The organism is Micromonospora sp. SH-82, from assembly GCF_051132485.1.
GTDB lineage: Bacteria > Actinomycetota > Actinomycetes > Mycobacteriales > Micromonosporaceae > Micromonospora.
In genome coordinates, this window is sequence record NZ_CP148049.1 from 1,187,037 (window position 1) to 1,206,131 (window position 19,095).

A 19,095-nucleotide genomic window follows, 5' to 3' on the forward strand; every position below is an offset into this window, starting at 1 on the left:
CTGGCGCGGGGTTGTTACCGTCACCGCCGGTGCACCTGGGGAGGTGGTCGCAAATGAACGGTTCCGTAGCGTATTTGCTGACGGCGGCGGGATGCCTTGTCGCAGTGGCCGGTGTGGTCATCGCGATCGTCGCGCTGCAGAAGTCCAAGCAGAAGCAGAAGCCGGCGCAGTGGGCGGGGGCCGACCCGTTCCGCGACCGCGACTCCGACGCGCTGCGCGGCGACCCGCGCAGGCTCCGCCCCGGGGACGTCGTCGAGGTGCGAGGCGTCTCGTACTCCGTCCGAGGCTCGATCCACCTCGTCGAGGGCAGCTGGAGCTGGGCCGAGCACCTCCTCGACGACGCCCAGGGCGTCAAGCGGTGGGTCTCGGTCGAGGAGGACCCCGACCTGGAGCTGGTGCTCTGGGCGGCGGTACCGGCCGAGGGGATCACCCCGGGCGCGCCGACGATCGACTTCGGCGGCGTCCGGTACACGTGGGAGGAGACCGGCCAGGCCCGGTTCACCGCCGTCGGGAGCACCGGCCTGGACCCGAACGGCACCATGCGCTACCACGACTACCGGGGTCCCGGCCCGGCGCGGCTCTCCTTCGAGGCGTACGGCGCCGCCTGGGAGGCGGCCCAGGGCGAGCTGCTGCACCGGGGCGAGGTCATGATCTACCCGCAGGGGGAACCCGGGAAGGTGGGCTGAGGCGTGCTGGTCACCCTCGACACGCCCTACGTGGACACCCGGGCAGCCGACCTCAGCCTCGCCGTCGGTGACCCCGAGCGCCCCGCCCTGCACGTGCTCGACCTGACCCTGCCCGGCCCGGTCGGGCTGCGGTTGCGGCTCCTCGGCGCCTCCCACCAGGTCATCATGCGCAGTGCCGGGGGCGAGCTGAGCGAGACGGTGGCCTGCCTGCCCGGACGGTCGCAGCTGCCGCCGGTGGCGTACGACGAGGCGGCCGGGCACCGGTTCACCGCCTCGGTGCTCCGGCTCGACCCGGACGCCTTCACCGAGCGGGTGACCGAACTGCGCGACACGCTCGCCGGTGACCCGTACGCCCTGGTGGGGGTCTTCGGGTCCGACCTGGACGCGGTGACCGCGTTGGCGGTACGCCCCGCGCCGACGGACGGGGCGGTCGGGTGGCGGACCTGGCACGCGTACCCGCAGACCGGTGAGTTGGTCCTGACCGAGACGGTGGTGACACTGCGATGACGTACCGGCGTTGGTTCGTGATGGGGGTGGCCGTCGCCTTGGTCGGCGCGTTGGTCGCCGGGTTCTCCCTGTTCTTCGGCAACTTCTCGGCACGCGGGTTCGTCGAGGACCGGTACGCGAGGGCGGCGAGCCGGGACATCGGGCGGGACGCGTTGGCGTACACCTCGAACCGGCCGCCCAGCCAGGTCGCCAAAGAGGTCACCGACGCCTGGCGGCCGGCCGACCAGTACGTCGACGGCAGCGGGGTCTACCTGCGCTACGACAACGACTCGGTGGTGATCCTGCCGATCGCCGCCGGTTCGGTGATCCTGCTGGAGCGGATGAGGACCGCCTACCCGCGCTACCACTCGACGGTGGGTGGGGGCTGGGGTTGGGGCGGCACCAGCGGCAGCACCGTACGGGGCGGCGGCCCCGGCAGCGGCAAGTGAGCTCGGCAAGACCCACGACACCCTCACCCTGGAGCCCCCTGTGCAGAACCTCCTCAACGACCTGCTGGTCGTGCTGGCCTACGGCGTGGTCGGTACGGTGCTGATGGCCATCGGCTACGTGCTCGTCGACGTGGCCACCCCCGGCCGACTCAACGAGCTGATCTGGACCCACCGCAACCGCAACGCCGCCGTCCTGCTCGCCTCGAACCTCCTCGGGGTCGGGACGATCGTGGTCGCCGCGATCGTGGCCAGCTCGCACGACTTCGTGCTGGGCATCATCGGTGCCAGCGCGTACGGCCTCCTCGGGCTGGTCATCATGTCGGTGTCGTTCCTGCTGCTGGACGCGGCGACCCCGGGCAAGCTCGGAGCGATCCTGGTCGACCCGGAGCCGCACCCTGCGGTCTGGGTCTCGGCGACCGTCCACCTCGCCGTCGGTGCGATCGTCGCAGCCGCGATCATCTGATGGCGGCGAAGCGGCCACGCCCCTCGGGTGGTCGGCCTCGGCACGGGGGGCGTCCGCCCCGGCAGGCGGGTGGCCGGCCCCGGCAGCCGGGGGCCCGGATCACGGCGCAGCCGTCCGCCGGGGGCAAGAACACGGCGACGCAGGCGGTCGTCCTGTGGACCGTCATAGCCGGCGTGGTGGTGGGCTGCTGCGTACTGGGCATGATCAACCGGGACGACGGTTCGACGGTCGTGCCGCCCCCGGCCGATGTCGAGAGCTCGGCCACCGTGCCGATCCTGGCCCGGGCCGCCGAGCAGCACGGGATCTGCTACGGCTGGAAGCTCGTCGACGGGAGCCGTACCGTCAGCGTCGGCTCCAACCTGGGCGAGGGCCGGGCCGCCGACGAGGGTGCCGACTGCCCGCGCTGGGTGGTGGTCGAGGCCGACGTCGACTACACCCCGTCCAGCAGCGAGCGTTCCGACTCGGCGAGCGTACGGGTCATCGCCTCGCCGACCCTCGACGACCTTCGCGTGTCGTCGCTGCGGGCCGGACTGGACCGGTTCGGGCTGAGCCCCGACGTCTTCGTCGACGACCCCGGCTGGGCGGTGACCCGGGCGGCGACGATGCTGCCGCTGCTGGTCGCCGAGACCGGCCTGGTCGAGCCGTTGGCCACCACCTCCCCGGTCCCCGCCGAGCAGGTGCCGCCGCTGGCGGAGGCGGGTAACGACCTGTGGCGGGACCGGTGGGGGCAGCTGCTGACGGTGGCGGGCCTCCTGCTGGTGGCGGTCGTGCTGATAGTCGTCGGTCTGGTCCAGCGACACCGTCAACGCCCGCCGAGGCAGACGCCTCCGCCGGGAGGCCCGCCGCCACCGGGCGCCGGGCGGCCCGGACCCGGCTGGGTGCCGCCACCGGGTCAGCATCCGCCCCCGCACCCCGGTCAGGCGCATCCGCCGCAGGGTCTGATCCTTCCGCCGGGATACCGGCAGTCGGATCCACCCGGGCAGGTGCCGCCGCCCGGCCAGGGGCCGTACCCTCCGCCGGGGCGTCGATGACGGTGTCGGACACGCCGCAGGTGGTCGAGGAGTCGACACCACCGCGGCCCTACTGGCGGCTGGCCCGCTCGGCGGTGCTGCTCGCCGTCTTCGTCTGCGCGGCCTGCGGTCTGGTCTACGAACTCGCCCTCGTCGCCCTCGGCAGTTACCTGGTCGGGGACACCGTCGGCCAGGCGTCGATCGTCCTCGGGGTGATGGTCTTCGCGATGGGCGTCGGGGCGTTGGCCGCCAAGCCCTTCCAGAACCGGGCCGCCGCCGTCTTCGCCGCGATCGAGCTGGCCCTCGCCCTGCTCGGTGGCCTCTCCGTGCTCGGCCTGTACGCCGCGTTCGCCTGGCTCGACCTGTACGGTCCGGCGCTCGTCGCCACCGCCTTCGTCCTCGGCCTGCTGATCGGTGCGGAGATCCCGCTGCTGATGGTGCTGCTGCAACGGATCCGGCAGCAGGCGGCCGGGAGCGCTGTCGCCGACCTGTTCGCCGCCGACTACGTCGGGGCGCTGCTCGGCGGACTTGCCTTCCCGTTCCTCCTCCTGCCGCTGTTCGGGCAGCTCAAGGGGGCACTGGTGGTCGGGGCGGTGAACGCGGTGGCCGGGGTGGCGTTGATCTTCACGGTGTTCCGCCGGGACCTGAGCCGCCGGGCCCTGGTGGGCCTCTCCGCCGGCACCGTCGTGGTCTTCCTCTGCCTGGGGTACGCCTGGTTCACCGCGAAGGACTTCGAGGTGACGGCCCGACAGCAGCTCTACCGCGACCCGGTGGTGCACGCCGAACGCAGCAGGTACCAGGAGATCGTGCTGACCCGGTCGGTCGCCGAACCCGGGCGGAACGTCACCGACCTGCGGATGTTCCTCAACGGCGACCTCCAGTTCAGTTCGATCGACGAGTACCGGTACCACGAGTCCCTGGTGCATCCGGCGCTCGACGGAAGCCGGGGCGAGGTGCTGGTCCTCGGGGCCGGGGACGGCCTGGCGGTGCGGGAGGTGCTCCGATACCCCGACGTACGCCGGGTGACGGTGGTGGACCTGGACCCGGCGGTGGTCGCGCTGGCCCGCAGCAAACCGCAGCTGCGTGAGCTCAACGGCGACGCGTTCACCGATCCCCGGGTACGGGTCGTGCACGCCGACGCCTTCACCTGGCTACGGGACGCCCCGTACCGTTTCGACGCGGTGGTGGTGGATCTTCCCGACCCGAACGAGACGGCGACCGCGAAGCTCTACACGGTCGAGTTCTACACGCTGATCGGGGCGGTGCTCGCCGACGGCGGGCGGGTGGTGGTGCAGAGCGGTTCGCCGTACTTCGCGCCCCGGTCGTACTGGTCGATCGAGGCGTCGCTGAAGGAGGCCGGTCTCGTCAGCGTGCCGTTCCACGTGGACGTACCGTCCTTCGGCAACTGGGGTTTCCACCTCGCCACGGCGGGTGCCGACCCCCCTCGGCTGGGCCTGCCGGACGATGTGCCCGGTCTGCGCTTCCTCGACGAGGCGACGCTGCGGGCGGCCCAGACGTTTCCGGCCGACCGGAGCCGGGTCGACGTGCCGCCCAACACCCTGCTGAACCCCCGGCTCCTGGAGTACGCCCGCACCGAGTGGCGCGGATATTGATCACTGCGGCGGGTCGTTTGAGCGCTTGCCGTGCTCGGGTGGTGGGTAGTGGCTACGGTGTGTCCTGATCCATGGAGAGGAGTACCGTGGCCGAGCCCCACAACACGCCCGCCCGTACCCGGCCAGGCGTAGTAACCATTTCCAGCTATCTGCTCATCCTGTTCGCCGTCACGCAGGTCATCAGCATGATCGCGTCCCTGACCACCATCGGTGGAATCCGGGACGCCTTCGAGGCGGCGTACACCGGACCCGACCCGGAGGTGGGCAGCGCCGTCGCCACCGTGGGCATCGCGGTGGCCATCGGCACCAGCATCTTCCTGGTGCTCCTCGCGGTGGGGCTCTTCGTCCTCGCGATGCTCAACAACCGGGGCAAGAACTGGTCGCGGATCACCACCTGGGTGGTCGGCGGCATCATGATCTGCTGCACCGGCGGAAACCTGATCAGCGGTGCCGCCGGGATGGGCAACCAGTCCAGCCCGGACCTGGACACCGCCGAGCTGGAGCGTCGGCTGGCCGAGGCGGTGCCCGGTTGGCTCAACGGCCTCACCATCGCGCTGGGCGTGATCGGCCTCCTCGCGCTGATCGGGGCACTGGTCCTGCTGGCCCTGCCGGCTGCCAACGAGTTCTTCCGCAAGCCGCAGGGCGGCGGCTGGGAGCCGCCGATGCCCGGTTCGTCGTACCCGGGCGGCCAGGGTCAGCCCGGCTACCCGGCGAACCCGGGTTACCCGGCCACCCCCGGCTACCCGCAGACCCCCGGCACCCCCGGCCAGTCGGCCCCGGGTGAGTTCGGGTCCGGCCAGGCGGGTCCGCCGCACTCCGGCCCGCAGCCGGGCGAGCCGCCGGCGTCCGGCACCGAGGGGCACGGCCCGTCCGACCGGCCCTCCTGACCCGGAGCCGGTACGCGGGCGACGCCCACCAGGGCACCCGGGGGTACGACCGGCGGCGGAGAGTCGCCACCGGATGACACCTCCCGTCACTGATCCCTCCGATAGGTTGCAGTCCGAGACCTATCGGAGGGATCAGTCGTGTCGTACCCCGATCCGGCAGCCGCCCCGACGGACCCGACGGACCGTCGGCCCGGCACCGTCACGGTGGCCGCGACGGTGCTGCTGGTGATGGCGGTGGCAGCGATCGGGTCCGCTGTCGTCACCCTGGTCGGCCTGCCCGGCGTCGTGGACCGGTTCCGGTCGGACGTCGGTACGGCGGCCGGCCCGGACGAGGTCGGCGCGGCGGTGACCCTGGTACGTGCCGTCGTCTGGTCCTCCGCCCTGCTGACAGTCCTGGTGTCGATCCTGCTCGTGGGGCTCGCCGTCGGGCTGCGCGCCGGTCGTCCCGGTGCCCGTACGGCCGTCTGGGTCGTCGGTGGCCTGGGACTCGTCGGCGGCTGCTGCTCGGTCGCCGTACTGGTCGGTCAGCGTGTCGTGCCGCTGCCCGTCGACAGTGACCGCCCGGCGGACGCGGTGCTGCTGGCCGCCGTGTCGGACGCCTATCCGGCCTGGTGGTTGCCGCTGAACGCAGGCCTGTCGGTCGGTCAGGTGCTGGGTTACCTGCTCGCCGTCGCCCTGCTCGCCACCCCCGCCGCCCGTCGTTTCCTGCGCAGGAGATGACTCCTGTCCGGTGCTGTCCCCATCGACCGAGGTTCGGTACTGTGCGGTAACAACGCGTCCGTCCGTCGTCCGTGAGGATCCCGCCAGTGTCGTCAGAGCAGCGCCCGTCGCCGGGGTCGGCCCTGATCACCGGGGCGACGGCCGGAATCGGTGCCGCCTACGCCCGGCGGCTCGCTGCGGACGGGTGGGACCTGGTCCTGGTGGCCCGGGACGCCGAACGGCTCGACACGGTCGCCGCCGACCTGACCGGGCGACACGGTCGTCGGGTCGAGGTGATCCCCGCCGATCTGTCCACCGAGGACGGCTGTGCGGCGGTGGAGCGTCGACTCTCCGCCGAGCCGCCGGTGGAGCTGCTGGTCAACAACGCCGGGCACAGCGCCAACCGGTCGTTCGTGCAGTCCACGGCCGAGGTGGAGACCCGGCTGCTGCGGCTCAACGTGCACGCCGTGATGCGACTGAGCCTCGCTGCGCTGCGCCCGATGACGCAACGAGGTCGGGGGGCAGTGATAAATGTCTCTTCCGTCTCGGGTTTCGCGCCCATCATGCCCGGATCGACGTACCCGGCGAGCAAGGCCTGGGTGACCAACTTCAGTGAGTCGATCGGGCAGTCCGTGCGTCCGTTCGGCGTCCGCGTGATGGCTGTCTGCCCCGGCTACACCCGGACGGAATTCCACTCCAGAGCCGGCATCAACACCTCCGGCCTGCCCGGTTGGGCCTGGTTGCAGGCCGACGACGTCGTCACCGATTCCCTGCGTGACCTGCATAAAGGCAAGTTCGTCAGTGTCCCGTCGTGGCGGTACAAGGTGGCCGTCGCCGCGTTGCGGCACGCCCCCCGGCGTCTGTTGCAGGCCGTGACCCGCGACACTCGGGGTCGCCTGCGCCGAGACGCCGCCTGAGCCTCCAAGCCGACGGTGTACGCCGACCCCCGCGCCCGTACAGGCAGACTCTGATTACTCAGAGTTCCCATACATAGTCGGCCGTCGGTCGCCCGCTCGGTTGATCCCGGTGGACCCTGCACTCGGCTCCCAGACTTGCGCAGTACCCTCTACCCCCATGGGGGACCACGACGACCTGCGTAAATTCATCACTGACCTGGCTGTCGTGCACGGCCGGGTAGTGCTCTCCTCCGGCCGGGAGGCAGACTGGTACGTCGATCTGCGGCGCGTCACGCTCCATAACCAGGCGGCGCCGTTGGTGGGTCGGGCACTGCTCGACCTGACTGCCGACTGGCAGTACGACGCAGTAGGTGGGCTGACCCTGGGCGCGGATCCGGTCGCGCTCTCGATGTTGCACGCCGCGTCCACGACCGATCGGCCGTTGGACGCGTTCGTGGTTCGCAAGGCAGGCAAAGCGCACGGCCTCCAACGCCGTATCGAAGGACCCGACGTGGCCGGACGACGGGTTCTTGCGGTGGAAGACACCTCGACGACGGGCGGCAGCGTGCTGACCGCAGTCGAGGCGTTGCGTGAGGCTGGGGCCGAGGTGGTGGGTGTGGCGGTTATTGTTGATCGAGGCGCTGGGGACGCGGTACGAGCCGCGGGACTGCCGTATCGAGCCGCCTACACGTTGGCTGACCTCGGCCTTCTGGCGTAAAAGTCTGCCGATTCGGATCTGCTGATATGCAGGCGGATCGATGCTGCTGGTGGAAGGATGGAATACGTGGGAACTGCGTTGGCTGAAATGACCATGCCTCAGATCTCGCCGCTCGCCGGCGAGCCGATCGAACGTGCCGATGCCGAGCGGCTGGCCGGGGTGCTCAAGGCCCTCGCCGACCCTGCTCGGTTGCGGCTGCTCAGTCTGATCCAGTCGGCTCCGGAGGGAGAGGCGTGCGTCTGCGATCTGACCGCACCCCTCGGCCTCTCGCAGCCGACGGTCAGTCACCACCTGCGTATCCTCACCGAGGCCGGCTTGCTGGAGCGGGAGAAGCGCGGCGTGTGGGCGTACTACCGGCTGGTGCCGTCGGCGATCGCCACGATCGCCGATCTGCTCACCCCGCCGCGTAAGCGGGCCACCAAGAAGGCTCGCTGACGGTGTCCGTCACCCCGGTGACCGGCTGACGCCGGGCACCGGGGCCGGACGCGGCGTCAGCCGGTCCGTGGGTCAGCGGTTGACCGGCGTCCGGTAGGACGCGGGCGGCTCGTACGTCGACTCCCTGGCCAGGGTGTCGGCGGCCCGGCGCAGGCGGCGCTGTTCGGCGACGAACATCAGGCTGACGACGGCCAGGCCGAGCAGGAAGAGTCCGAGGATCGGCAGCAGGTTGTCACCGGGGGCGATCATCGTCCGGTCCTCGGTCTGCCACGGCCACAGGGCGCGGAGGCTGCCGAGCAGTGCCCCGGCCATCACGGCCAGGGTCATCCGGCGGTGCTTGTCCAGCAGCCACTGGAGCAGCTTCACGAACGAGGCCAGGCCGATCACCATGCCGGTCCCGAACACTGCGATGTAGCCGAGGTCCCGCTCGTTGAGGGCGGTGATGGTCGGTTCGTACAGACCCACGGTGAGCAGCAGGAACGACCCGGAGACCCCGGGCATCACCAGCGCGCAGACCGCCACTGCCGCAGCCACCAGCAGGATGAGCGGGTGCGGTGTGAGTTCCGCCTGCGGCAGGCCGGTCAGCAGGAACGCGCCGATCGCGGCGGCGACCAGGGCCACCAGGTGCCCGACGTGCCTCGGGCGGGGAATCATCGACAGCGGCACCATCACCGAGGCCAGGACCAGGCCGAGGAAGAGCCCCCGGGTGTGCTCCGGATACTGCGTCAGCACCGGTTCGAGCAGCTTCGCCGCGAGCAGCAGACCCGGCACCATCCCGAAGAACACCGGCAGCACCACCGACCAGTAGACCTGCCGGAACTGCTCTCCCGCCCGTCCCCAGCCCCGACCGCGAGGGACGTCCGCCACCGCGTAGCGAACCGCGCTCACGACGTGCCCCGCGGAGGCGATGAGCCGCTCGTACACGCCGGTGACCAGCGCGATCGTGCCTCCGCTGATTCCTGGTACGGCCTCGGCCACGCCGATGGCCGCCCCTCGGAAGACATGACCGACCCGTTCACCCAGTGCCATTGAGAATCCGTTCGTTCGTCAGTCCGGCCGGACCGCGGTACGCGGACCGGTCACGTGGGCAACCAGGCTACCGGGGGCCGATCGAGCCCTCGGCGGCCCCGGCCTGCGACGACGTTGGATTTACTGAGTATTGGGTCAGGTGTGGTGGCGGGGTGACGATCAGGCGCGGCGGTGCGTGGCGAGCCGGGCCCGGAGGAGTTCGAAGGCGATCGGCAGTACGGAGACCAGCACGATGGCGATCAGGATCGCCTCGATGTTGGCCTTCACGAACGGGATCTGCCCGAGGAAGAAGCCCAGGACCGTGACCCCGGTGCCCCAGAGGACACCCCCGACGACGTTGTAGGTCACGAAGGTCCGGTAGTTCATCCCGGACACCCCGGCCACGATCGGGGTGAACGTCCTGACGATCGGCACGAACCGGGCCAGCACGATCGACCGGGCGCCGTACCGCTCGAAGAAGCCGTGCGCCTTGACCACGTTCTCCTGCTTGAACAGGCGGGAGTCCGGCCGGCGGAACAACGCCGGACCGACCTTGCGGCCGAAGGCGTACCCGACCTGGTCGCCGGCGATCGCGGCGATGGTGATCAGCAGACAGACCACCCAGAGCGGGTAGGTGATGTACTGCCCGTCGGCGGTGAGCAGACCGGCGGTGAACAGCAACGAGTCGCCGGGCAGGAAGAACCCGATCAGCAGCCCGGACTCGGCGAAGACGATGGCCAGGATGCCGAGCAGCCCGAAGGTGGAGATCAGGAACTCCGGATCGAGCCAGTCCGGCCCCAGAGCCAGGGTGGTGGGCACGCGACGACCTCCGAATTGTGCCGAACGACAGCGGCGGTCGTACGGCATCGACGACGGCCGACAGTAGTCTAGGCCGTGACCGGGCGCTCACACCCCGCCACCGGCGTCGACCGGCGGATCAGCGGTAGTCGTCCTCGTCGCCGGTGACGAGGAGGGCCTGCTCGGCGGCGTCCCAGTCACCGACCTCCAGACCCCGGTGCGGCTCGACCTCGCCGTCCGCCGGGTCGGTCGAGGTCGCCTGCTCGACGACGTCGGCCTCCGGTGCCTCCGGGTCACGCTCCTCCGGCGTCAGGTGGTCGCTCGGGGTGAAGTCCTCGTCGGGCTGTCCCATCGTCCCTCCCTTGGATAACGGTGGAAAACTACCCACACCGTACGGGGTGCCCGGCCTCCCCGCTCGTCCCGCCGGGTACGCGTCGGTCGATTGCCACCCCTGCGGCGGCCTCACGATGCCAGGATGAGGCGGTGGGATTCCTGATCCGATTGGCGACCACAGCTGTCGCGTTGTGGGTCACCACCCTGGTCGTACCCGGGGTGGAGGTGAGCGGTCGGTCCGGGGCGAACACCGCGCTCACCCTGCTGGTGGTGGCGTTGATCTTCGGGGTGGTCAACGCGGTCCTCAAGCCCGTCATCCAGGTGGTCGGCTGCGTCTTCTACCTGCTCACCCTCGGCCTGTTCGCGCTCGTGGTCAACGCCCTGCTGTTCCTCCTCACCGACTGGATCGCCGACGCCCTGGACCTGCCGTTCCGGGTGGACGGCTTCTGGCCGGCGTTCTGGGGGGCGATAGTGGTGGCCGTGGTCAGCTGGTTGATCAGCATCGTCCTGCCGGACAACGTGGACCGCCGGTAGGCCGGTGAGCCGGTCGAGGTGGCGGTGTTCGGGGCGGTTGTGCCGCTGTACGGCTGCTACGGGATACTTGCGGCGGTGGACAGTGCGGTCCGGCGGACCAACGGAAGACAGCGGCCAACCGGCCGACAGCGGTAAGTAAGGAGCGTTCGACATGCCCATCGCTTCCCCCGAGGTCTACGCGGAGATGCTGGACCGCGCCAAGGCCGGCCGGTTCGCGTACCCCGCGATCAACGTCACCTCCTCGCAGACCCTGAACGCCGCCCTCAAGGGCTTCGCCGACGCCGAGAGCGACGGCATCATCCAGGTCTCCACCGGTGGCGCCGAGTACCTCTCCGGCCCGACCGTCAAGGACATGGTCTCCGGTGCGGTGGCCTTCGCGGCGTACGCCCGCGAGGTGGCCAAGAACTACCCGGTCAACATCGCCCTGCACACCGACCACTGTCCCAAGGACAAGCTGGAGAAGTTCGTCCGCCCGCTGATGGCCATCTCCAAGGAGCGGGTCGCCCGGGGCGAGGACCCGCTCTACCAGTCGCACATGTGGGACGGCTCCGCCGTACCCGTCGCCGAGAACCTGGAGATCGCCTCCGAGCTGCTCGACCGGGCCGCCGAGGGCAAGATCGTCCTGGAGATCGAGGTCGGCGTGGTCGGTGGTGAGGAGGACGGCGTCGAGAACGCCATCAACGACAAGCTCTACACCACCGTCGAGGACGGCCTGGCCATGGTCGACGCGCTCGGCCTCGGCGAGAAGGGCCGCTACATGGCGGCGCTGACCTTCGGCAACGTGCACGGCGTCTACAAGCCGGGCAACGTGAAGCTCCGGCCGGAGATCCTCAACCAGATCCAGGAGGCGGTCGGCGCCAAGTACGGCAAGGACAAGCCGCTGAGCCTGGTCTTCCACGGTGGCTCCGGCTCGCTGCTGGAGGAGATCCGGGAGGCGCTGGACTACGGCGTGGTGAAGATGAACATCGACACCGACACGCAGTACGCCTTCACCCGCCCGGTCGCGGACCACATGTTCCGCAACTACGACGGCGTACTCAAGATCGACGGCGAGGTCGGCAACAAGAAGCAGTACGACCCGCGTACCTGGGGCAAGCTCGCCGAGGCCGGCCTGGCCGCCCGGGTCGTCGAGGCCTGCGAGCACCTGCGCTCCACCGGCACCAAGCTCACGTGACCTGAACCGCCCGCAGGGCCTCCGCTCCGCCCGTCCGGGCAGCGAGCGGGGGCCCTTTCGGGCAGCACCCCCACTCAGTGGTGACGGGTCAGGATGCCCACCGCCTCGTGCACGTCGTCGGTGAGGTGGACGGTCTTCGCCAGGTCACCGAACGGCGAACCGGCAAGCAGGGGCCGCAGCAACGCCTCCACCGGCAACTCCTGCGTCCAGTACGTCCGGTCCAGGAAGACGTACGCGCCACTGGCCCCGTCGGTGCCGTAGAAGGTCTTCGTCGCCGCCTGGAACACCTCCTGGACGGTCCCGGCCCGCCCCGGGGCGAAGACGATCCCACCCCGGGCCAGGCGCAGGATGGTGTCCTCCCGGATCGCGTTCGAGAAGTACTTGGCGATCCGCCCGGCGAACAGGTTCGCCGGTTCGTGCCCGTACAGCCAGGTGGGGATGGCCAGTCCGCCGCTGCGGGCCCAGTCGACGTCCGGCCCGGCCGCCCGGGGGCGGGGCACCACGGCGCCGTCCGACGCCGGCTCGGCGGGCGCGTCGTCGGGGCCGTACCGCGCCCGGACCGCCAGCGCCGCCGCCGTGTACCGCTCGTGGTCGGCGTAGTCGGGTGCCTCGGCGAGCGTGTCGATCGCCGAGGCCAACTCCTCCACCGGGTACGGGGCGAGGAACGCGCCCAGGTTCGCCGCCTCCATCACCCCCGGGCCGCCCCCGGTGACGATCAGCCGGTCGGCGCGGGCCAGCTCCCACCCCAGCGTGGCGGCCATCCGGTACGGGGCGCTGCCGCGCAGCACCGCGTGCCCGCCCATGATCCCCACCACCGACTGTGGTCCGTGGTCGGCCAGCCAGGCGCGGGTGGCGTCGGCCAGGGCGTTGTCGACCCCGTGGTCGTGCAACCGTTGGGCCAGCGCCTCCTTCACCTCCGGCAGCGCGCCGCCGTGGGCCCGGAAGTGCTCGTAGACCCGGGTGTCGTACATGCCGGCGAAGCCCGCCTCGGCGAACCCGGCGGCCAGCTCCTGCGGGGTGTAGAGATGGGTCGGCTGGGTCGGGTAGGGCAGCTCGGAGAAGGGCGGGACCACGTTCGCGCCCCGCCGGAGCAGGTCCGCCCCGACCTCCCGGGACGCGAACCGACAGCCGATGAAGAGGGTGCCGGCGACGTCCACGTCGGCGAGGTCCGGCACCGGATCGAGGTCCAGCCGGAGCCCCTGGACCGTGAGCCCGGTGAGGCTGCCGGTGGTGAGCCGCTCGTCGAAGGCGGTCCGGGTCTCGATCTCGTCGGGGTGGGTGTGCGGCTCGATGACGTCCGCGGGAGGTGGGGTCGGCATTCCGCCATCCTGCCCGAACGGATCAACACCGAACCTCACCCGGGCAGCCCCGGCCTACCCCGGACGCCCTCCGGCAGCTGCCCCGGAGGGTGACGCGATACAGCCGTTCCGGTGGTCTCCGAGTCCCAACCCCCCTCGCGGAGGCCGACGCGAAGCGGGTTGAATGGGGCGATGCAGAACCTGTTGCCGGAGCCCCCGGCCACCCTCCTTCCCGAGGCCACCGAGGCGGACGCCGCCCTGGCTGCCGCCGGGCAGACCGCCACCGACGAGGCTTACGCGGAGGTCGCCGCGCGCTTCCCGACCTACAGCGCGGCGTGGGCGGCGCTGGGCGCCCGTGCCCTGGCCGAGGGTCAGGTCGTCGCCGCGTACGCCTACTCGCGGACCGGGTACCACCGTGGTCTGGACCAGCTGCGCCGCAGCGGCTGGAAGGGGCACGGTCCGGTGCCGTGGGCGCATCACCCGAACCGGGGATTCCTGCGCTGCCTCTACGTCCTGTCCCGGGCGGCCGGCGAGATCGGTGAGGCGGACGAGGCGGCCCGGTGCGCGCAGTTTCTGCGGGACTGCGACCCCGCCGCCGGGGACGCTCTCTCCAGCGACTGACGTCGCAGCTGGTCGACCCGGAACCGGCCGCCGTCGGCAGGCTCGTCGTCGGCTCTGATCCGCTGCCGGGGCGGGTACGGCACCCGCCGTACCCGCCCCGCCTCCGGCGGCTACAGCCCTTCGGCCACCGAGGCGGCGATCTTGAGCCAGGCGTCGCGGGTGGCTGCGGAGAGTCCGCCGTACCGGATCGGTTCACCGGAGTCGATGAGCCGTTCGTACGGCGCGAGCAGCACCGCCCGGGTCCGCGCGGCGAAGTGCTGCTGGATCGCCGGCAGGTCGATCTCCTTGCGCGACGGGGGCATCGACACCACTGTCACCGCCTGCCGGACCAACCGCTGTCGTCCGCTCTGCTCCAGGTGGTCGAGCATCCGGGCCGCGGTCTCCGCCGAGTCGTTACGGGCCGACATGGTGACCACCAACTGGTCGGTGGCGTCCATGGCGGCCTGCCAGTTGTGCGCCCGGACGTTGTTGCCGGTGTCCACGAAGATCAACTTGTAGAACCGGCTCACCACCTCCCGAAGCTCGCCGAACGCCGCAGCGGTCAGCATTTCGCCCCCGGTGGCCGACTCGTCCGAGGCGAGCACGTCGAACATGCCCTCCCCCTGGGACCTGACGTACTGCGACAGGTCCCCGACCCGGCCCTGCGCCCCCTCGAACTGTCCGAGGTCGCGCAGCAGGTCCCGCACCGTACGGGAGTGGAAGTCCTGCTGGGCGCGCATCCCGAGGGTGCCCTGGGTCTCGTTGTTGTCCCAGGCCAACACGTACCCGCCGCGCTTCTGTCCGAAGGTCATGGCGAGCAGCAGGATGGCCACGGTCTTGCCGGCGCCACCCTTGGGGTTGACCACTGTCACCTGACGTAGTCCGCCGAAGTTGCGCCGGACCATCTCGATGTCCTGCCGCAGTTCCTGCTCGTGTCGGCCCGGCGGCAGCTTGACCAGACCCGTCTTGTTGATCACCGCTCGGAGGCCGACGGTGGCCACCGGATCAGGCGGCCGGAGCTGCCGACGACGGGCGAAGTCCTCCGCAGTCGGCGGTACGGGCGGCTCCGGTGACCAGGCGGTGGCCGGGTACGCCGACGGACCGGCGTCCACCCCTGGGTACGACTGCGGTCCGGCGTCCGCCCCCGGGTATGCCGACGGACCGGCGTTCGCCCCCGGGTACGACTGCGGCGGCATCGGGTGACCGGATCCCTGGTGCCACGTCGCCGGAGGCCAACCGGCCGGATCCTGGCCGGGGGTCTCCTGATGCGCCCCCGGTCCCAGGGTGTGTGCCCCCGGTCCGGGTGCGGCCTGCGGTGGCGTTGCGGGGTCGGCGTGGCCCGACGCCGGGTGGGGTGCCGCGGGCGGGACCGGACCCGACTGGTCGACCCGGGGTGGCACCGGTACGGGGGGAGCGAACGTCGGGGGTCGTGGCCCCGGGCGGGCACCCTCCGCCTCGGGAGCAGCCGGATCCGGTCCGGCCGGAATCGGCGACTGCGGGATCGGGTCGGCCGGAGTCGGCGAGTGCGGGATCGGGTCGGCGGAGGTCGGCTCGGGAACCGGGTCGGCGGGTGTCGTCGGCTGCGGGATCGGGGCGGCCGGGCTGGGTGGCTGCGGGATCTGTGTGGTGGCCGGGTGCGGGGGGCCGCCCCCGCGTACCGGATCGGGGGAGCCCGGACCGGCGACCCGCTGCGGTGGCTGTGCCCAGGGTGACTCCTGCGACGCCCGCCCACCGCCGTTCGACGGCCCGTGACCCCCCGACGGTCGCCCACCACCGGCGGCCTGGGTGCCCGCCCCCGACGGTCGCCCACCACCGGCGGCCTGGGTGCCCGCCCCCGGCGTGCGTCCGCCGCCCGCAGACGGGGTGCCGGCCCCTGGCGTGCGTCCGCCGCCTGCGGACGGGTCGCCGGTCACCGACGGTCGTCCGTTGCCGGTCGACGGGTCGTCGGCGGCCGAGTGCTCATCGCTGGTGGCCGCGTGTCGCGGTGCGGTCCAGGGCGTCCTCGGCGGCTCGGGCGCGGCCCGGCCGCCGGTCTCCTCCGGGACCGCCACCGGCTGCTGGGGAACCGGGGGCGGTGCCGGCTGGACCGGTACCGGCTGGACCGGCTGGACTGGCACCGGCTGGTCCATCGTGAACGGGGAGTGCAGGTCGACGGGGGCGTTCACCGCCCACGGCGTCGCGGCGTCGTCGGTCGTCCTCGGCACCGCCGGTGGTGGCGGCTGACTGAGCGACGGGTACGCGTGGTGGTCGACCACCGGGGCGTCGTCGGCGGGCAGGTGTCCCTGGGCTGCCGTCGGACCACCGTGCTCCGGTGGCCAGACCGGCTCGACGTCCCGTTCGGGCACCGGCTGGTGACCAGGTCCACGGACCCGGTCGGCACTGTCGTCGGCCACGGTTCCTCCCCCACTCCTCCTGCCGAGGATAGGCGTCCGTGCGACGCAGGTCCCGTCGGCCGAGGTCGATGCGGGCCGTCGGGGCGAATCCGCCGGTCCCGTCGGCCCAGGTCGATGCGGACCGTCGGGGCGGATCCGCCCGGTCGTCGATCCCGACGAACCGTTCAGTTGGTCCAGACCGCCCAGGCGCCCGGCTCGATCCACCAGGAACGTTTGCGGTTCAGTTCACCCTCGACGCCGTCGTCGAGATAGGGGACCCGCTCGTCACGCGGGACGACCGCCACCGCCCGGCCCCGGGCACGGCGCACCTCCAGCCGTACCCGCTTCCTGCCCAACGCGCGTCGGGCGACCACGGGAACGGCCACCGCCACCTCGACCAGCCCGTCCGTCGGGTCGGGGGCGGTCAGCAGGGCCACGTCGTCGAGCCGGGCGTACCCGCCGGCGTTGCCGATCGCGCAGGCCAACAGCCGTTCCTCGCCGGTGGCCAGCACGACGTCGTCGACCTCGATCCGGCCCCGGAACGGCATCGGGCGACCGGCGTCGTCGGCGGCCCCGAGCAGCGCTCCGTCCAGGGTCACCGAGCCGCCGTCGTTGCGGAGCAGGTCCAGCCGACGTGCGTCGCCGTCGAGCACCGCCGCGGCGACCTCCGCCGGGTCGCGCGGCAGCCCGAGCTGCGCGGCGAGGTCCCGCTGCGCCCCCACCCGGGCCGGGTCGAGCGGGAGTACGCCCACCGGCGGCAGGTCCGGCACCGTACGGTTGCCCGCCAGGTCGGCGGGGCGTCGGCTGGGTGGCGGGGCGTACCGGCGCACCATCCGGCGCAGTACCGCACGCAACTGCGCGTCACTGGCGGTGGCGACGACGAGGCGGGTCTTGCCGTCCGGATCCGGCCAGGTCAGTCCGTCCGGGCGGGGTGGACCGTCGAGTCGGGCGAGGACAGCGTCGATCTCCGCGTCCGACCGGGCGGTGACCGTCTCCACCCGGGCACCCCGCCGGGTGAGCGCATCCGCGCAGGTCAGAACGGGCACCCGGGGGGTCTCGCAGCGCTCCCCGGCGGGTTCGCACCCGTCTCCGGCCGCCGGGCCGCAGCAGGAGTCGCCGCTGCCGCATCCCCCGGGAGCCCTCCGCTCCGAGTCGAGGGCGAGCAGCACCACGTCGTACACGGTCGGAGCCTCCTGCTTCTCGCCGTGACCCCTGCCGGCCACGTCGTCACAACTTGTTAGCCTGATCCCCCGGGCTCGCCAACCGGTCGCCACCTGGCACCCGAGCCTTCTGGAGGCAGAGAAGATGCCAGCGATCGTGCTCATCGGCGCTCAGTGGGGCGACGAGGGCAAGGGCAAGGTTACCGACCTGCTGGGTGAGCGGGTCGACTACGTCGTGCGCTACTCCGGCGGGAACAACGCCGGACACACCGTGATCACCCCTGACGGGCAGAAGTACGCCCTGCACCTGATGCCCTCCGGGGCACTCTCCCCCGGGGCGATGATCGTCATCGGCAACGGGGTGGTGGTGGACCCGAAGGTCCTGCTCAGCGAGATCGACGGGCTCGCCGAGCGGGGGGTGGACGTCTCCCGGCTGCGGATCTCCGGTGACGCGCACCTGATCATGCCGCACCACCGGGCGTTGGACCGGGTGGTCGAGCGGTACCTCGGCTCCTCCCGGATCGGCACCACCGGCCGGGGCATCGGCCCCGCGTACGGCGACAAGGTCGCCCGGATGGGCATCCGGCTCCAGGACCTGCTCGACCCGGGCATCCTGCGCAAGAAGCTGGAACTCGCGCTCCGCGAGAAGAACCAGCTCCTGTTCAAGATCTACAACCGCAAGGCGATCGACGTCGACGCGACGATCGAGGAGTACCTGGAGTACGCCGAGCGGCTCAGGCCGTACATCGCGGAGACCCGGGCCATGCTCTGGGACGCCCTCGACCGGGACGAGATCGTCCTGCTGGAAGGCGCCCAGGCCACCATGCTCGACATGGATCACGGCACCTACCCGTTCGTGACCTCGTCGAACCCGACCGCCGGTGGGGCGTGTGTGGGCGCGGGTATCCCGCCGACCGCCATCAACCAGGTCATCGCCGTGAGCAAGGCGTACACGACCCGGGTGGGCTCCGGCCCGTTCCCCACCGAGCTGTTCGACGAGAACGGCCAACACCTGCGCAAGGTCGGCCAGGAGTACGGCACCACCACCGGCCGGGAGCGGCGCTGTGGTTGGTTCGACGCGGTGGTCGCCCGGTACGCGTGCCGCCTCAACGGGGTCACCGACCTGGTCATCACCAAGCTGGACGTGCTCACGGGCCTGCCCAAGGTGCCGATCTGCGTCGGGTACGAGATCAACGGTGAGCGTTTCGACGACATGCCGATGACGCAGACCGACTTCCACCACGCCCGCCCCGTCTACGAGGAGCTCGACGGCTGGTGGGAGGAGATCGGTGAGGCGCGTACCTGGGAGGACCTGCCCAAGAACGCCCAGCGCTACATCCAGCGCATCGAGGAACTCTGCGGCACCCGCGTCAGCATCGTCGGCGTCGGCCCCGGCCGCCAGGAGAACGTGACCCTCCACCCCCTCCTCCCCTAACCCCGAACCCCCACCTCCCTCCAGCGCCCCCTCCGATTTCC

21 protein-coding genes are annotated in these 19,095 nt (G+C 71.5%); 15 read left to right on the top strand and 6 right to left on the bottom strand.

What is annotated here, in order from left to right; genetic code table 11:
* The first annotated feature begins 53 nt into the window (after positions 1-53).
* From WHN02_RS05495 to WHN02_RS05545, 11 genes are all read left to right on the top strand, one after another.
* The gene (locus WHN02_RS05495) at positions 54-686 is read left to right on the top strand and encodes a DUF4178 domain-containing protein (RefSeq protein ID WP_434742349.1); all 633 of its coding nucleotides are present in this window, start codon (positions 54-56) and stop codon (positions 684-686) included.
* 3 nt (positions 687-689) lie between these two features.
* Positions 690-1,193, top strand: a complete 504-nt coding sequence (locus WHN02_RS05500; RefSeq protein ID WP_434742350.1) for a DUF2617 family protein — start codon at positions 690-692, stop codon at positions 1,191-1,193.
* On the top strand, positions 1,190-1,621 hold the full coding sequence (locus WHN02_RS05505) for a DUF4247 domain-containing protein (RefSeq protein ID WP_434742351.1): 432 nt from the start codon (positions 1,190-1,192) through the stop codon (positions 1,619-1,621). The genes WHN02_RS05500 and WHN02_RS05505 overlap by 4 nt, the downstream gene beginning before the upstream one ends.
* Before the next feature lie 40 nt (positions 1,622-1,661).
* Positions 1,662-2,084 (top strand): DUF350 domain-containing protein, encoded by a 423-nt coding sequence (locus WHN02_RS05510; RefSeq protein WP_434742352.1) that lies wholly within the window; start codon positions 1,662-1,664, stop codon positions 2,082-2,084.
* Positions 2,084-3,115 carry a hypothetical protein gene (locus WHN02_RS05515; RefSeq protein ID WP_434742353.1) on the top strand — a complete coding sequence of 344 codons (1,032 nt, stop codon included), beginning with the start codon at positions 2,084-2,086 and terminating at the stop codon, positions 3,113-3,115. The genes WHN02_RS05510 and WHN02_RS05515 overlap by 1 nt, the downstream gene beginning before the upstream one ends.
* Complete coding sequence (locus WHN02_RS05520) at positions 3,112-4,707, top strand: polyamine aminopropyltransferase (protein WP_434742354.1); 1,596 nt, start codon at positions 3,112-3,114, stop codon at positions 4,705-4,707. Before WHN02_RS05515 ends, WHN02_RS05520 begins: the two co-directional genes overlap by 4 nt.
* Before the next feature lie 71 nt (positions 4,708-4,778).
* A complete protein-coding gene (locus WHN02_RS05525; protein WP_434742355.1) occupies positions 4,779-5,594 on the top strand; it encodes a hypothetical protein in 816 nt (271 codons plus the stop codon).
* Between the two features lie 138 nt (positions 5,595-5,732).
* Entirely contained in the window at positions 5,733-6,314 is a 582-nt protein-coding gene (locus WHN02_RS05530; RefSeq protein ID WP_434742356.1) for a hypothetical protein, read from the top strand.
* 86 nt (positions 6,315-6,400) lie between these two features.
* Positions 6,401-7,210: an SDR family NAD(P)-dependent oxidoreductase gene (locus tag WHN02_RS05535; protein WP_434742357.1), complete on the top strand. Its 810-nt coding sequence runs from the start codon at positions 6,401-6,403 to the stop codon at positions 7,208-7,210.
* A 157-nt stretch (positions 7,211-7,367) separates the two neighbouring features.
* Positions 7,368-7,907, top strand: coding sequence for an orotate phosphoribosyltransferase (gene pyrE, locus WHN02_RS05540; protein WP_350896742.1), 540 nt, complete (start codon positions 7,368-7,370; stop codon positions 7,905-7,907).
* Between the two features lie 57 nt (positions 7,908-7,964).
* Positions 7,965-8,342: an ArsR/SmtB family transcription factor gene (locus WHN02_RS05545; protein WP_007454255.1), complete on the top strand. Its 378-nt coding sequence runs from the start codon at positions 7,965-7,967 to the stop codon at positions 8,340-8,342.
* A gap of 72 nt (positions 8,343-8,414) precedes the next feature.
* Here the strand turns inward: WHN02_RS05545 and WHN02_RS05550 are convergent, their stop codons facing one another.
* The 3 genes from WHN02_RS05550 to WHN02_RS05560 form a co-directional block, all read right to left on the bottom strand.
* Positions 8,415-9,371 (bottom strand): DUF368 domain-containing protein, encoded by a 957-nt coding sequence (locus tag WHN02_RS05550; RefSeq protein ID WP_434742358.1) that lies wholly within the window; start codon positions 9,369-9,371, stop codon positions 8,415-8,417.
* Between the two features lie 159 nt (positions 9,372-9,530).
* Entirely contained in the window at positions 9,531-10,169 is a 639-nt protein-coding gene (locus WHN02_RS05555) for a DedA family protein (RefSeq protein WP_434742359.1), read from the bottom strand.
* A gap of 118 nt (positions 10,170-10,287) precedes the next feature.
* Positions 10,288-10,500, bottom strand: a complete 213-nt coding sequence (locus tag WHN02_RS05560; RefSeq protein WP_434742360.1) for a hypothetical protein — start codon at positions 10,498-10,500, stop codon at positions 10,288-10,290.
* 131 nt (positions 10,501-10,631) lie between these two features.
* Here WHN02_RS05560 and WHN02_RS05565 point away from each other — a divergent pair, with 131 nt between their 5' ends.
* Both WHN02_RS05565 and fbaA read left to right on the top strand, forming a co-directional pair.
* Positions 10,632-11,015 carry a phage holin family protein gene (locus tag WHN02_RS05565; RefSeq protein WP_434742361.1) on the top strand — a complete coding sequence of 128 codons (384 nt, stop codon included), beginning with the start codon at positions 10,632-10,634 and terminating at the stop codon, positions 11,013-11,015.
* A 151-nt stretch (positions 11,016-11,166) separates the two neighbouring features.
* A complete protein-coding gene (fbaA, locus tag WHN02_RS05570; protein ID WP_434742362.1) occupies positions 11,167-12,189 on the top strand; it encodes a class II fructose-bisphosphate aldolase in 1,023 nt (340 codons plus the stop codon).
* A 74-nt stretch (positions 12,190-12,263) separates the two neighbouring features.
* Here fbaA and WHN02_RS05575 read toward each other — a convergent pair whose 3' ends face one another.
* Positions 12,264-13,508, bottom strand: a complete 1,245-nt coding sequence (locus WHN02_RS05575) for an LOG family protein (protein WP_434742363.1) — start codon at positions 13,506-13,508, stop codon at positions 12,264-12,266.
* Positions 13,509-13,679: 171 nt separating this feature from the next.
* Here WHN02_RS05575 and WHN02_RS05580 point away from each other — a divergent pair, with 171 nt between their 5' ends.
* Positions 13,680-14,108, top strand: coding sequence for a DUF3151 domain-containing protein (locus WHN02_RS05580; RefSeq protein ID WP_434742364.1), 429 nt, complete (start codon positions 13,680-13,682; stop codon positions 14,106-14,108).
* A 110-nt stretch (positions 14,109-14,218) separates the two neighbouring features.
* Here the strand turns inward: WHN02_RS05580 and WHN02_RS05585 are convergent, their stop codons facing one another.
* Both WHN02_RS05585 and WHN02_RS05590 read right to left on the bottom strand, forming a co-directional pair.
* The gene (locus WHN02_RS05585; RefSeq protein WP_434742365.1) at positions 14,219-16,480 is read right to left on the bottom strand and encodes a chromosome partitioning protein; all 2,262 of its coding nucleotides are present in this window, start codon (positions 16,478-16,480) and stop codon (positions 14,219-14,221) included.
* A 164-nt stretch (positions 16,481-16,644) separates the two neighbouring features.
* Entirely contained in the window at positions 16,645-17,640 is a 996-nt protein-coding gene (locus WHN02_RS05590; protein WP_434743827.1) for a hypothetical protein, read from the bottom strand.
* A gap of 124 nt (positions 17,641-17,764) precedes the next feature.
* Between WHN02_RS05590 and WHN02_RS05595 the strand changes: the two genes are divergently transcribed.
* Positions 17,765-19,054 (top strand): adenylosuccinate synthase, encoded by a 1,290-nt coding sequence (locus WHN02_RS05595; RefSeq protein ID WP_434742366.1) that lies wholly within the window; start codon positions 17,765-17,767, stop codon positions 19,052-19,054.
* Positions 19,055-19,095: the final 41 nt, after the last annotated feature.

Coding starts and splice junctions, on each gene's coding strand:
- WHN02_RS05505 (WP_434742351.1), top strand. CDS start 1,190: ATGACGTACCGGCGTTGGTTCGTGATGGGGGTGGCCGTCGCCTTGGTC.
- WHN02_RS05520 (WP_434742354.1), top strand. CDS start 3,112: ATGACGGTGTCGGACACGCCGCAGGTGGTCGAGGAGTCGACACCACCG.
- WHN02_RS05495 (WP_434742349.1), top strand. CDS start 54: ATGAACGGTTCCGTAGCGTATTTGCTGACGGCGGCGGGATGCCTTGTC.
- WHN02_RS05580 (WP_434742364.1), top strand. CDS start 13,680: ATGCAGAACCTGTTGCCGGAGCCCCCGGCCACCCTCCTTCCCGAGGCC.
- WHN02_RS05595 (WP_434742366.1), top strand. CDS start 17,765: ATGCCAGCGATCGTGCTCATCGGCGCTCAGTGGGGCGACGAGGGCAAG.
- WHN02_RS05550 (WP_434742358.1), bottom strand. CDS start 9,371: ATGGCACTGGGTGAACGGGTCGGTCATGTCTTCCGAGGGGCGGCCATC.
- WHN02_RS05525 (WP_434742355.1), top strand. CDS start 4,779: ATGGAGAGGAGTACCGTGGCCGAGCCCCACAACACGCCCGCCCGTACC.
- fbaA (WP_434742362.1), top strand. CDS start 11,167: ATGCCCATCGCTTCCCCCGAGGTCTACGCGGAGATGCTGGACCGCGCC.
- WHN02_RS05560 (WP_434742360.1), bottom strand. CDS start 10,500: ATGGGACAGCCCGACGAGGACTTCACCCCGAGCGACCACCTGACGCCG.
- WHN02_RS05515 (WP_434742353.1), top strand. CDS start 2,084: ATGGCGGCGAAGCGGCCACGCCCCTCGGGTGGTCGGCCTCGGCACGGG.
- WHN02_RS05545 (WP_007454255.1), top strand. CDS start 7,965: ATGGAATACGTGGGAACTGCGTTGGCTGAAATGACCATGCCTCAGATC.
- WHN02_RS05575 (WP_434742363.1), bottom strand. CDS start 13,508: ATGCCGACCCCACCTCCCGCGGACGTCATCGAGCCGCACACCCACCCC.
- pyrE (WP_350896742.1), top strand. CDS start 7,368: ATGGGGGACCACGACGACCTGCGTAAATTCATCACTGACCTGGCTGTC.